Genomic DNA, 13,754 nt, shown 5'->3' on the forward strand with positions numbered 1-13,754 from the left:
CCCTTAACACGACATCTCTGTTTCCAATCCTTCCACTAAGCAGGGAGCCGAGGACTTAACACGGATTCCCCGTGTTAAGTCCTCCTTCCTTCAGGCCAGCTCTACCCTTACACTTCTTCCGCTGAACGCGGCTTGCGCTTGCGATTCAGGAACTCGTACACGACTGGTACGATGATTAGCGTCAGCAAGGTGGAGCTGATGAGTCCACCGATGACGGTAATCCCGAGTCCCTTGGAGATGAGGCCGCCGGATTCGAAGCCTAGCGCCAGAGGGGACAGTGCACCAACAGTCGCAATCGCGGTCATCAGAATCGGGCGAAGTCTTGTGCCCGCTGCTTCGAGCAGGGAGTCCCGGATGGACATGCCCTCCTTCTCCTTCTGAATCACTCGGTCGATGAGGACGATCGCATTCGTGACGACGATACCGATCAGCATCAGCGCACCAATCATTGCGGTAACGCTCAGTGTCTCGCCGCCAATCCACAGTCCAACTAACGCGCCGATTACGGTGAATGGCAAGGAGAATAGAATCGCGAACGGCGTGACTGCGCCGCCGAACGTAATGACCAGCACGAGGTAGACGACTGCTATAGCTGCAAGTATAGCCAGCCCTAACTGCTGGAAGGACTCGTTAATCTGCTCCGTCACTCCGCCCATCTCAACGTCGACGCCAGCAGGAAGCTTCATCTCATCAATCACAGTCTGGATGTCCTTCGATACCGCACCAACATCCTTCGCTGTGACATCTGCCGTAACCTCTGCATAGATTCGGTCTGTCCGGCGAGTAATCGTATTCGGCGACTCGTCGTCCTCGATCTTGACGACATCCTTAAGGGCAACCTCGAAGCCAAGAGGAGAGGCAATCTTCACTTGCTCCAGATCTGACTTGTCCTTATAGCCCTTCTCTTCCACCTTCACATACACATTCAGCTCTTCGCCGTCCTTCTCAATCTTCGTCAGGACAGGACGCTCGCGCGTCGGGCTTAATGCCATCGCTACTTGACCTGCCGTTAGGCCATAGCTGCTGAGCTTCTTCTGGTCTGCAACGAGGTGATACTGCTGATAAGTCTCTGACAAGCTGGAATCAATGTTCTTCAGATCTTCATTATCAGCGAGCTTGTCAGTGAGCTCCTTCGCAATCGGCTGAATGGTCTTCATATCCGGGCCGTATACGAGTATGGAAGTACCGCTTCCTCCCAGACCTCCGCCTGTGAAGTCCTGCTCCTTCCATTCGCCCTTGCCGCCCAGTCCTTCAAGCAGCTTAACGACATTCTCCTTCTCCGCCGCGAAGTCCTCGAACTCCTTGTCATACACCAGGTTGAATAGAGCCTGCTTAGAAGCGCCCGGTGAGAACGGATTCTGCCCGCCGATGCCGTACTGGATAATGTCAAGTCCATTCTCTTGACGCTTCATCAATGCCTTCTCAGCATCGAGCGCCATCGTCTTCACTTGCTCCAATGTCTCACCTGGAGCCGGGTTGTAGCTAACAACCATCGTCTTCTCCTCGTCTCCAGACAGGAAGCTGACGCCGATGACCGGGATGAGGAACAGACTGCCTACGAGCAGCAGGATGGCTAAGCCGAATGCGGCTAGCTTATGATTCAGTGACCAACGCAGGATTGACTTGTAGCCTTCTGTTATTCTGCCTGGCTTGTCATGATCCGCCTTGCCCGGCTTCAGTCCATTGCGGAACATCATATGTGCCATCATAGGGACGACGGTAATCGCAACCAAAAGGGAAGCTAGCAGTGCGAACACAATCGTAAGTGCGAACGGCAGGAAGATCTCACCAATCATGCCGGACACAAGTCCTAGCGGCAGGAACACCGCGATCGTCACGATTGTCGAAGATAAGATAGGCACGAACATCTCACGAGTCGCGCTAAGAATGAGCGCCTTCCCCTTAAGCGGCTCGCTTGCCATGGACATTCTTCGGTACACATTCTCGATGACGACGATGGAATCGTCAATCACTCGGCCAATGGCTACCGTCATCGCGCCAAGCGTCATGACATTCAGCGTAATGTCCATCTGGTTAAGGACCAGCATCGCAATTAGGATCGACAGCGGAATGGAGATAACTGCAATAATGGTCGAGCGAATATCCCGCAGGAACAACAGGATTATGACAACCGCGAACAAGGCACCGATGATGGCCTTGCTGAGCATCGTATTCACGGACTCTTCGATCGGCTCGCCCTGGTCAAGTGTGTTGACGAAGACGAGGCTATCGTTATCCTTCTCCAGCTGCTTCACTTCATCCTTAACGGCATTAACGACTTCAACCGTATTCGCATCAGCAGCCTTCACGATGGAGATACCGATCGCATCCTCCCCATTCGTGCGAGAGATGGATTCCGCCTTGTCAAGTACCTTGATATCAGCAACCTCACTTAGCTTCACCGTAGGAAGCTGAATGGCAGGGCCGTTAGCAGCACCAGCGCCACTGCCTACACCAGCCGCTCCGCCAGCTGCACCGCCTGATGGCGCCCCGGCTGGAGGCTGCATCGCACCTCCGGTAGAACCCGGCATACCAGCGCCCGGCCCACCAGCAGCGGCACCAGCTCCGGCTTGACCACCTGGCACGAGAGGAATCTCTACATTGTTCAGATCATCTTCGGACACCACATTGCCGTCCAGCAGAAGCGTTCTCTCGGTATCTCCGAATTCATAGATGCCAAGCGGCACCGACACGGCCGACCCTTGAATGATCCCCTTCACCGTCTCTTCGGTCAGTCCGAATTGCTTCAGCTTGTCCGCCTTGAAGGCAAGCTCAGCTTCCTTCACATTCTGTCCGGACACTTGTACACTCGCTACTCCTTCAAGCCCTTGCAGCGTTGGCAGCACGTCACTCTCTACCGTGTTCGTGAGCTGCTCCAGACTCTGCTTCTTGTCGGAGACACTAAGCGAGATGACCGGGAAGGAGTTCAGCGAGATCCGGGAGACGTCCGGGTCCTGCACTCCTGCAGGGAAGCTGAGGTCCGACAGGACATCCTTCACCTCTGCTGTTGCCTTCTCCATGTCCGTGTCATAGTTGAATTCAATGACAACGGAAGAGGCATTCTCATAGGAGGTAGAGCTAACGACCGTGACCCCGTTCAGATTGCGGGTACGCTGTTCGACCGGCTTCGTAATCTTCTCCATGACCTCTTCCGGAGCAGCGCCGGGATAGACCGTTGTTACACTTACGATTGGAATCGTAATATCCGGCAGCGTCTCCATCTTCATATTCGTTCCGGCATATAATCCGGCGAACAGGACGAGCAGAGTTAGTATCCATAGTGCGAATTTGTTGTTCAGTGAGAAGTTAATGATGCTTTTCATAATTCGTGCATTCCTCCTGTAATCTTCCTAGTGCCATCTATATCTTAAACCGATAGCCGACGCCCCAGATCGTCTCAATGTACTGAGGCTTCGACGGATCGTGTTCAATCTTCTCTCGTAGCCGCCGAATGTGGACGGTGATGGTCGCAATGTCGCCCAGCGAGTCCAGCCCCCAGATCCTCTCGAACAGCTCTTCCTTGTTGAAAACCCGATTAGGATGCGAAGCAAGCAGCAACAAGAGTTCATACTCCTTCGAAGTGAGCATCACTTCTTGGTCATGAATCGTAATTCTACGGGAGGTCTTGTCGATGACGACGCCTCTAATCTGGATAAGGTCCCCGCGAATCAGCTTGTCTCCAGTTAATCTCTCATACCTCGCGAGATGGGCCTTCACACGGGCGACAAGCTCGCTTGGCGAGAAGGGCTTAATCATATAATCATCGGCACCAAGCCCTAGTCCGCGTATCTTATCGATATCTTCCTTCTTGGCGGATATCATAATAATCGGGATATTGTTCACCTGCCTAATCTGTCTGCAGATCTCGAACCCGTCAACCTTGGGCAGCATCAGATCGAGAATGATGAGATTATAATCCCCGCCCAGAGCCTTCTGCAGGCCAATATCCCCTCTTCCTTCAATCTCAGCGGTGAAGCCATGGCTCTCTAAGTAGTCTCGCTCCAGCTCGGCAATGGATCGCTCATCTTCAATGATTAGTATCTTGCTCATCTCTCTTGCATCACCCGCCATTCTGCCTTATGCTCCGGCTCTCGGAAGCGTGAAGGTAAGCCTCGCCCCGCCCTCTGGTCTATTCTCCGCCCATACTCTGCCTCCATGTCCTTCAACCATCTGCTTGACGATAGCAAGGCCGAGTCCGCTCCCACCTGTCTCTGAGTTACGGGACTGCTCTGCACGATAGAATCGGTCGAAAATATACGGGAGAGCCTCTTCCTCGATACCCGGCCCCGTATCCTCAACCGTGATGAACGCCTCTTCGTCGTTCGCATGAACTAGGACGGTTATGGCCTTGTTCTCTTGAAGCGAGGACTTCACCTGCAATTGAGATTGCAGGTCCATATACTTGACACTGTTATCAATGACATTCGTCAACACACGGCTAAGCTTCTCAGGGTCGGCCACAACCATAATCGTCTCTGGAGGAAGGGAAGTCGTAAGCGTAATGCCTGTCTTGTCCAAGTCGAACTTCATCTCTCCGACCATATCAGCTGTGAATGAATTCACATCCAGCGGAATGAAGTCGTAAGCAACGGTCTGAACATCCAGCTTCGAGAACAGAAATAATTCATCAATCAGCTTGTCCATCTCGTTCGCCTTGCGATAGATGGTGCGGATGTATCGATCCTGCTTCTCCTCAGTGTTGGCTACACCGTCCAGTATCCCCTCCACGTAGCCCTTAATCGCCGTGATGGGAGTCTTCAGGTCATGGGAGATATGGGAGAGCAGCATCTTCCGATTGTCCTCGTATTGCAGCGTCTGCTCGATGGAATGCTTCAGTCTCAGCCTCATCTCTTCAAATACCTTGCTCAGCTCGCCTACCTCATCCTTCGAGGTAGGAATGACTTGATAGGTCAGATCGCCGTCCTTAATATGCTGAACACCGGTCTTCAACGCTTCGATTGGCTTAATAATTCGCCTCGATACGTAATAGGTCAACAGCAAGCTTGTAAGTCCTATAATCGCCAGCACGACGACGAGCGAGATCGGATGCCAATAGACGGGAACAGATTCATATCTTCGCAGCAGGATGGCTTCCCCTTCGCTGCCATCCGAATAGCGGAACGCTATCGAATCCGAGGTGAACGGGTAGTGATTGTAAGTCATGCGCTTAGGGGGAGATATCAGCAGCTTAGACCAATTCTCCTGTGGCGACAGCCTCTGCAGGTATGGCGAGACAGATTCCATCTCTCCGTTCCTTGCTATGAGAAGCCCTACTGCTACACGGCCCAGCTTGTCTTGAACGTTAGAGACATAGGCTTCATCACCCAGCTTGTCCGGCTCGTTCTGAACGACATAGGATACTTCACCAATGGCTAACGCTTGCCGGTAATCCAGATTTTTCTCCTTCTCGAAGTAATCTCGCACGTCCTGCTTGCTGTCGGTGAAGAACAGCAGCAGCACCATAACGGTGCATATGAGAATAATCGGGAGAATAACAATCATTAGCAGATAAGATAAGTAGAGCTTCACCCTTATGGACATCACATCACGCCTTATACTGGTTCTAGGTTTTATCATACCTCCTATTTCTAAACGAATTCGGAACGATTTCTTACAAAATTATTACATTGAAAAAGAAAAAAACTGCCACGCTGGTCATAGAAACAACCAGTGGACAGCCTAAACGATAATCTTATAGTCGACGCTTGAGCGAAGCAGGTTGGTTACCCGTACTTAAGCCTCTTCCTTGCTTCGCTGGCCAGCTATACCTAGTCACTAAGGTAATGGTCAACGTCAGCAGCCAGATATGCAGCAGCCAGAGCTCATCCTCCAGAATAATTCGAAGTCCCAAGTAGTCCGTTAGCTTGTATAACCCCATAACGAGCAAGAGTGCGCCGATACTCAACCAGGCCTTGCTTGTTCGGCCATACTGACTCCTGATGCGTAGTAACGAAGCAGCGTAGACACCGAACAGCAGGCATGAGAATGGAGCAACGATCCAGATCCCGAACCATAGCGGGTCCTCCGCCGACATCACCTTCACAGTGAACAGACACGCACCAATGCTGAGCGCATGAAGCCAGATCAGACGCTTGGTTCTTCTGCTGCTTAGCGGTCTCCTGTCCCTGCCCGCTCCCTCTCGCCACCTCACCCACTTCATGAATAAGAGCAGGAGCGGCACGGCGAGTCCTAGTCCTGAGAAAAACAGCTGCATGAGCTGATAGAGCGGCTCACCGTTAACCTTGTGCTGCCGAAGATACGGTAACATCTCAACGAAAATTCCATCGACATGCGTCCAGTTGTCCATGAAGATATGGGTGAGATAGCCGATGAACAAGGAGAGCAGGTACCACATCTGCTGCGCCGTGCTCCTAATCGGCCATGGCCGGATCATGTCCTTCGCGAATTGATCCAGCCCTCCAGTAGAAGGCAGCAGGGCCGGCAAGGCAGGCTTCATGACACGATGGAAGGCATATCCTAAGCTGAGACATAGAGGTATACCAAGGAGCAGGAAGCCAGGCAGGGAGTGGCCAATCGTCTTATTCGACTGCAAGGCAACGAAGTATTCCATATCGGGAGCCATACTGCCAAGTACGAGTCCCGTAACGCTGAGTGAAGGAACGATTCTGCGCAGCGGCACAGAGAATAGAGGATGAGACAATGTGAACGGCAATCCGATAACCTCCTTGCCCTTACTAATTACTGCTATTGCAGCGCACCGAACTTATTAAGCGGCCATATTCGAAGGACCGCCTTCCCTTCGACACTAGATAGATGAATCGGGCCCAGCACGCGGCTGTCTTGGCTGTTCTCCCGATTATCACCCATGACGAACACCTGTTCATGGGATACCTTGTAAGGCATCTTCATTCCCTCGGCGAAGGTTAGTCCCTTCACATAGGGTTCATCAAGCTTCTGCCCGTTCAAGTATACCAGGCCATCCCGCATGTCAAGCTCATCTCCTGGAAGAGCAATGACTCTCTTAATTAAGCGAAGCTCACTCTCCGGTCCATTAATAATAATAATATCTCCGTGCTTAGGTGTGGTGAAGCGATAGCTCCACTTGTCCTCAATGAGTCTCTGACCGGCAACTAACGTGTTCTGCATCGAGATGTTCTGCACTTCGGACTGCGCATAGACATAGGTCTGAATCAGCAGAGCTGCCACAATGGCAATCGTGAGGGACATCGTCCATTCCATCAGCTCCTTCACCCATCTGGGGCGTGCTTGCCTAGCCTCTGGATGATTCATACGGTCACTTCCTTAATTTATGAAAATATTGATCTATTGTAGTTCAGGTTAAATTAGGGATAGCTCCTCTGTCAAATATGACGTATGATGTGACAAGTGTTCATCCGTTACCGCCACCTATGGCGGGCTAAGTAAGCTATGAGACAAAAGGTCTAAAAAAGGTGGTGGCAGTATTGTTCATAAAGGCGGCCTATCCTCGTGTTGTATTCATGATCGTAACGATTATGTATTGGATCTCCATGTATATCTATGTGCCTGTCCTATCCCCTTACCTTAGCGACAGAGGGATGTCGCTGCAGCTTATTGGAATCATACTCGGCAGCTACGGCTTCGTCCAGATGCTCGTTCGATTCCCAGTAGGGCTCAGCTCTGACCGATGGGGCAGGCGCAAGCCATTCCTGGTCATAGGCTTGCTGTGCGGCGGGCTTAGCTGCGTTCTCTTCACCATTCCGGGCAGCTGGGTCTGGCCTCTCGCAGGGCGGATTGTTGCTGGTGTGTGTGCGTCTACTTGGGTAGTGTTCACGGTGATGTACGCAGGATTCTATGCGGAGGGCGATACGACTCGTGCGATGGGCAATATTAGTGTCATGACCGTAACGGGGCAGCTCATTGGGATGGGGCTAAGCGGCTGGCTTGTGCATAGCTACGGGACGAAGGAGATGTTCCTCGTCGGAGCCGTTGTGGGCCTGCTAGGGCTGCTGCTTGCCTTAACGCTTAGAGAGCCGGATCGAAGGGACGCCGGGCGTGTGCCCATGTCACTGAGCAAGCTGAAGGAGGTCGTGCGTACGAAGACTCTCCTGCAAGTATCGGTGCTGTCCCTGCTTGCTCACGGCATCCTGTTCATTACGATGTTCGGCTTCACTCCGCTCAAGGCTGAGCAGCTTGGAGCCAGCGCGCTGCAGCTCACGCTCATCGTGTTCTCCTTCATGGTCCCTCATGCCTTGGCCTCATTCATCACAGCGGCACGGGTTGCTCCTCGGCTTGGCCACTGGCGAACCGTGCTCGTTGGCTTCCTGCTCAGCGGGGGCTGCACGATTGCGATTGCATACTCCCCCAGCCTGGAGTGGCTGATGGTAACCCAAGCAGTGAACGGGTTCGCTCAAGGCATGACGATCCCGCTCCTGCTCGGATTGTCCATCCGCGACGTCGCACTGCCTGCTCGTGCTACAGCTATGGGCTTGTACCAATCGGTCTATTCCATCGGCATGTTCGCTGGCCCGTTCGCCGCTGGCTGGCTGAACGACAATCTCGGGCTGAACAGCGGATTCTGGCTGGGCGGACTGCTCGGTGCTGCCGCTGCTATGCTCGCCGTCTGGTGGGAGGCGTCTGACCGCCGGGCGGCCTCTCGAAGCTCCAGCACGTCCAGCAGCTTGGAAGGATAATGTTAACGTGCAGACCTGTATGCTAGATCTTCGATGCCAAGAAGAGCATCGAGAATAGGATGGCGGCAGCGGCCAGGAGCCATATATCTCTGGTGCCTATTCGAACGACGAACCCTCTAGTCGGCTTCACATCCGTGCGGCCGAAGCCTCTAGCCTCCAGCGCATCAGCCATCTGCTCCGCTAGGCGGAGGATAGAACGAAGATAAGGAATGAGTATCATGCGGAGCATCGAAGGAGGGACAGAGCCTAACGCTGCTGTACTCTTGCCGCGTGCTCGTGCAATTCGAGAGAATCGGACCCATTCTCCTGATAACAGAGGGATGAATCGGAACAGCAGAGTGACCGTAAGCGCAATCGATGAGATCGGGACTCTGAGCCGTGCCGTCCAGCCGAATGTCTGTTCCAATGCTCGTTGCACACGCAGCGGGCTTAATAGATTCATCATAGGCAGCCCGATTAGCATAACCAACCACAGCAGGCCAACATTATGGAGTGTATCCGCAGCTCCCCTCCAATCGAAGCTCAGCAGCTGACCAGCTCTCCCCTTCCCGATTCCTCCGACTAAGGCTATCATCAGCATGAAGGTTAGATAACCCCGGATGACTGCTCTCCAAGGATACAGTAGACTTCTGATGGGGATTAGAATTACTCCGGTTACTCCTGCCGCGACTGCTGCCCCCCACCAGCTGTTCTGCATAACAATCCCAGCAGCGACGATCAGATAGCTTAGCAGAATTGCCCGCGGGTCATATCGCAGCCATCGCGGGGGCTCGTAATGGGGGGCAGGCATAGCATCACTAACAGAATCACTAGAAGCTTGACGAACATCATTATCAGAGCCCGCTAATGCTGGAGCCTCGCTGCGTGAGGCAGCCCCAGGCGGCACCGCCGACTGCCTCTGCGAGGTCCGCCCGCTATCGCTGCCGGCGGCTACCCCAGGCGGCTCCGCCGCCAGCCTCTGCGGCGCCGGCCGCAGCCCGGCCCCCGCCAGCGCCGCCGCAAGCTCCTGCGGAGACGGCCACATCCCGGCCCCCGTCAGCTCCTGCGGCGCCGGCCACATCCCGGCCCCCGGCCCGCTGTCGCTGCCGGCGGCTACCCCAGGCGGCTCCGCCGCCAAGCCCGCTCTGCGCAGCAGCGCCAGCGTGCGCAGCGCCTGCGGCGCAGTCGCGCCGTGCGCGTGGGCCGCTGCCCACTGCGCCGCGGGCGCCGCTTCGCGGATTCGGCCGTCCGACAGCACGACGACCTCATCCGCAAGCGGCAGCAGCGCTCCCGCGTCGTGTGTGACCACGACCGCTCCGCGCCCCGCCGCCTTGTGCGCGGCCAGGATCGCGCACAAGCGGCTGATGCCTTCGGCGTCGAGCCCCGCCGTCGGCTCATCTAGCAGCAGCCACTGCGGCCGGCAGGCTAGCAGACAGGCAAGGGCAAGCCTTCGCTGCTGGCCTCCGCTCAGCGTCCAGGGATCCCGCTCCAGCAACTCCTCAGGGAGTCCGACTGCTTGCAGCGACTCCGACACTCTTGCGGCATAATCATCCTCTGTTATTCCCTTCTTATAGGGCCTTAACGAGTATTGTAATTCTTGTCTAACCGTGCTAGTGAACCATTGGGATTCAGAATGCTGGAGCGCTATACCTACTTGCAGCAAGGCAGCACGGTTAAGCTTAGTCCGCCGCATAGTCCGGCGAATAGACTTCTTCCACAGCAGTTCATCTCCAATATGAATCAATCCTGATTCCAACGCCCTAAGACCGGCTATTGACTCTAGCAGAGTAGACTTGCCTGAGCCGTTATGCCCAATGACCAGTGTAAGATGTCCCCTCTGGAATTCAACGTTAATATCCTGAAGCAGCAGAGCCTTCTGATCCCCGTTAACATGAACGGATAATCCTTGAATGCTGATAGGGTTCAAGTTACGGGTGAATGTGCTCACTGCAACGACGTCACTCCCCCCCTCTACCATCTTCTGCTGGCTATGGTCCCTACTCAGCTGGCTCTCTCCTTCCTTCACCAGAATTGTATCTGCATGTAGCGTGTCTACTTGTTGTGTATCCGCATGATGCATATGTACTTCTTGTGTATCCACGAGATTCGTGTCCACAATACTCTTCTTCCATCTCAGATTGTGCATATGCTGTCTGTTCATCGCAGCTGCTCCACCGCCTTCACCAGTGCCTCGGGCGTAGTCGGCAGAGGATGAAGCGTGAGCCCCATCTGTTCCTCCAGTGCCCATGCGGTCTGAACGATGTAAGGAGCTACCATCCCAATTCGCTCGCAGACACTCTCGCCATTCACCGACACTCCCACACGGATTCCTTCACTGCCTTCAGCCTCAGCTCCAACTATACCTTTTCCTTCTGCTGTAGCTCCTGAGCTTCCTTCATCTCCAGCTGCCCCATTCTGTACCATGTCCGTCCGCCCTCGAGTGTAGAAGCCCTCAGTCGTACCATCATAGATGAGTCTGCCTTCCTTCATAGCTGCCACGCGATCCCCGTCTCGGAGCTCTTCCAGCCGCTGAGTAATCCATATGACAGCGGTCCCAGTCGCATGAGCCTTCCGAACCCGCTTCATGACAAGCTCACTTGCCTGTGGGTCCAGCATGGAAGTCACTTCATCAAGCACCAACCATGGCACCTTAAGCGCCAGACAACCTGCTATGGCCGTCAACTGCTTCTGTCCGCCGGACAGCGACTGAATGGGTTGATGTCTCCGGTCATACAGCCCTGTCTCCCTAAGCGCTCCTTCGACCATTTCAGGGATGGCACTTCCCTCTACTTCATGCTGCTCCAGCATGAGCAGCACATCCTCCCAGGGCGTTGCACCCAGCACAGACGTATCAGGCTGCTGCATGACCATTGGAATGGCATGTCTGCTGAATTCTCTCCCTCTGCTTAGATGCCCGGTTAGATTCTTCGTACCGAAGCCGGCAAGTACACGAGCTAGCGTACTCTTGCCTGAACCGTTAGGTCCGACGACGGTGACCCACTCTCCCTCCTTCAGGACGAAGTCTATATCCTCGAGGAGCGGTTTGGCAGTGCTTGCTTCAGGGAGCCTATTATTAAGTACAGATAACTGCTCTAGTTTGATTAGAATTTTTTGCAAAATTAATTCACCCAACCTCTTCCCCAATCCATATGGCTGTGATACAATCCCAATTGTTAACCTTGAATTAATATAAGTGGTTAACATTAAAATAGCAATCGAAATAAAGGAGACGGATCATTCTATGTCAAGCAATATCCGCAGTATCGTGTACATCGCCTTATTCGCAGCCATCTTCGTCGTCATGAGCTCCATTACCATTAAGATTGGCTCACCTGTTCCGATCACGCTGCAGACTCTTGGTGTCATTCTTGCAGGCGCGTTCTTAGGCCCACGCAACGGCTTCCTCAGTCTGGCTCTTGTGGTCGTCCTAACAGCCATTGGTCTTCCTCTATTGCACGGTAACGGAGGATTGTCAACAGTCTTAGGTCCTACAGGAGGATTCATCTTCGCCTTCCCCTTCACCGCACTATTCATCGGCTTCGCAGCCAGAGCGATTATGAACAGCAAGCTTGCTGCCATAACCGGCAATCGTGTCATGACGTTCCTCGTCCTGTTCGCTGCCTTCGAGATCATTGGCTTATTCGCTTATGTACCTGGTGTGCCTTGGCTTATTCACGTGCTCGATTGGAGCTTCCAAGAGGGGCTCGCTAAGGGGATGTATCCGTTCCTCATCGGCGATGCGCTTAAGGCTCTGCTAGCAGCGGTCATCGTCATCGCTCTGAAGCCTTATATCTACCAGATTCAAGACTCGACACGTCCTGCATCCAGCTCTTCATCCCCAACTGCCACTCATCACTAACCTATAGCTTGTGTCTGTTAAAAAAGCCGCATTCATCGATCATCCAAGATCGAGAATGCGGCTTTTTTTTAAGATGAGGAATGGCATCGCACGTAATCGCTTGACCTACAGAGACATCCGGTAGATCTCGAGGACGTCCTCCTTCGTCAGCTTGCGGAAGTTGCCCTTGGTCGTACCGCGAGTTGCCTTCTCCGCCATCTCCTCCAAGCGGCTATCGTCAATCCCGTAATGAGCAAGTCTCGATGGAGCCCCCAGAGAGCTCCAGAACGTACGAAGCGCTGCAATACCAGCTTCAGCAACTTCACGATCCGAGCGTCCCTCTGTCCCGATGCCGAACACCTCTACCGCGAATTGGCGGAAGCGCCCGACATTCGCATCCAGCACGTAGGTCATCCAATTCGGGAACAGAATGGCGAGCCCTCCACCATGCGGAATATCATACACAGCTGAGAGTGCATGCTCCATGTCATGGTTCGCCCAGTCGCCCTGGACACCCATAGACAGTACACCGTTAAGCGCCATCGTGCCGCTGTACAAGATTGTCTCACGAAGTTCGAGGTTAGTTAGATCCTCTATGAGCAGAGGAGCTGTCTTCACGACCGCGCGGAGGATGGATTCGCAGAATCCGTCCTGCACGGGTGTATGAGCATCATGATGCCAATATTGCTCCAGCACATGGGACATCATATCCACCATGCCGTATACGGTATGGTCCTTCGGAGCGCTAGCAGTGAAGGCTGGATCGAGTATGGAGAAGGCAGGGAACACATGGGGGCTTCCCCAGCCATGCTTCTCCAAGGTGTCCGGGTTCGAGATGACAGAGCCGGAATTCATCTCCGAGCCTGTAGCTGCGAGGGTAAGGACCGTCCCCAGAGGCAAGGCGGATATGACCGCTGCCTTCTTGGTAACAACGTCCCAGAAGTCCCCGTCATAATGTGCGGCAGCTGCAATCGCCTTGCCGCAATCAATGGTACTTCCCCCGCCAACTGCGAGTACCCAATCGACATTCTCAGAGCGACATAGTGCAGCTCCGCGATTAACCGTACTTACACGAGGATTCGGCTCCACTCCGCCTAGCTCAGTGATGACGCAATCTGCTTCCTTAAGCTTCGAGATCACTTCATCATAGAGGCCGTTACGCTTAATGCTTCCGCCTCCGTAGAGGAGAAGAACTCGGTTGCCGTACTTCTGGACTTGAGCGGGCAGCTGAGCAAGCTGTCCTTGTCCGAACAGTAGTCTAGTTGGGTTATAATAAGCGAATGGCTTCATGGGCTGCTGATCTC

10 protein-coding genes are annotated in these 13,754 nt (G+C 53.8%); 2 read left to right on the forward strand and 8 right to left on the reverse strand.

Annotation, left to right across the window (positions count from 1 at the left end; all coding sequences use genetic code 11):
- Nucleotides 1-107: 107 nt before the first annotated feature.
- The 5 genes from ACFO9Q_RS00710 to lepB form a co-directional block, all read right to left on the reverse strand.
- The gene (locus tag ACFO9Q_RS00710) at nucleotides 108-3,323 is read right to left on the reverse strand and encodes an efflux RND transporter permease subunit (protein WP_379177614.1); all 3,216 of its coding nucleotides are present in this window, start codon (nucleotides 3,321-3,323) and stop codon (nucleotides 108-110) included.
- Nucleotides 3,324-3,360: 37 nt separating this feature from the next.
- On the reverse strand, nucleotides 3,361-4,050 hold the full coding sequence (locus ACFO9Q_RS00715) for a response regulator transcription factor (protein WP_379177616.1): 690 nt from the start codon (nucleotides 4,048-4,050) through the stop codon (nucleotides 3,361-3,363).
- A gap of 27 nt (nucleotides 4,051-4,077) precedes the next feature.
- Nucleotides 4,078-5,577 carry a sensor histidine kinase gene (locus tag ACFO9Q_RS00720; protein WP_379177618.1) on the reverse strand — a complete coding sequence of 500 codons (1,500 nt, stop codon included), beginning with the start codon at nucleotides 5,575-5,577 and terminating at the stop codon, nucleotides 4,078-4,080.
- Nucleotides 5,578-5,692: 115 nt separating this feature from the next.
- Nucleotides 5,693-6,673 (reverse strand): DUF4184 family protein, encoded by a 981-nt coding sequence (locus ACFO9Q_RS00725; protein ID WP_379177620.1) that lies wholly within the window; start codon nucleotides 6,671-6,673, stop codon nucleotides 5,693-5,695.
- Between the two features lie 32 nt (nucleotides 6,674-6,705).
- A complete protein-coding gene (lepB, locus tag ACFO9Q_RS00730; protein ID WP_379177622.1) occupies nucleotides 6,706-7,251 on the reverse strand; it encodes a signal peptidase I in 546 nt (181 codons plus the stop codon).
- 173 nt (nucleotides 7,252-7,424) lie between these two features.
- Between lepB and ACFO9Q_RS00735 the strand changes: the two genes are divergently transcribed.
- Nucleotides 7,425-8,633 carry an MFS transporter gene (locus ACFO9Q_RS00735; protein ID WP_379177624.1) on the forward strand — a complete coding sequence of 403 codons (1,209 nt, stop codon included), beginning with the start codon at nucleotides 7,425-7,427 and terminating at the stop codon, nucleotides 8,631-8,633.
- A gap of 22 nt (nucleotides 8,634-8,655) precedes the next feature.
- Here the strand turns inward: ACFO9Q_RS00735 and ACFO9Q_RS00740 are convergent, their stop codons facing one another.
- Nucleotides 8,656-10,773, reverse strand: a complete 2,118-nt coding sequence (locus tag ACFO9Q_RS00740) for an ATP-binding cassette domain-containing protein (RefSeq protein WP_379177626.1) — start codon at nucleotides 10,771-10,773, stop codon at nucleotides 8,656-8,658.
- A complete protein-coding gene (locus tag ACFO9Q_RS00745; RefSeq protein ID WP_379177628.1) occupies nucleotides 10,770-11,729 on the reverse strand; it encodes an energy-coupling factor ABC transporter ATP-binding protein in 960 nt (319 codons plus the stop codon). The genes ACFO9Q_RS00740 and ACFO9Q_RS00745 overlap by 4 nt, the downstream gene beginning before the upstream one ends.
- 124 nt (nucleotides 11,730-11,853) lie before the next feature.
- Between ACFO9Q_RS00745 and ACFO9Q_RS00750 the strand changes: the two genes are divergently transcribed.
- Nucleotides 11,854-12,471, forward strand: a complete 618-nt coding sequence (locus tag ACFO9Q_RS00750; protein ID WP_379177630.1) for a biotin transporter BioY — start codon at nucleotides 11,854-11,856, stop codon at nucleotides 12,469-12,471.
- A gap of 105 nt (nucleotides 12,472-12,576) precedes the next feature.
- Here the strand turns inward: ACFO9Q_RS00750 and ACFO9Q_RS00755 are convergent, their stop codons facing one another.
- On the reverse strand, nucleotides 12,577-13,740 hold the full coding sequence (locus ACFO9Q_RS00755) for an iron-containing alcohol dehydrogenase (protein WP_379177632.1): 1,164 nt from the start codon (nucleotides 13,738-13,740) through the stop codon (nucleotides 12,577-12,579).
- Nucleotides 13,741-13,754 lie beyond the last annotated feature (14 nt).

The sequence above is a fragment of the Paenibacillus sp. GCM10023252 genome, from assembly GCF_042653305.1.
GTDB lineage: Bacteria > Bacillota > Bacilli > Paenibacillales > Paenibacillaceae > Pristimantibacillus.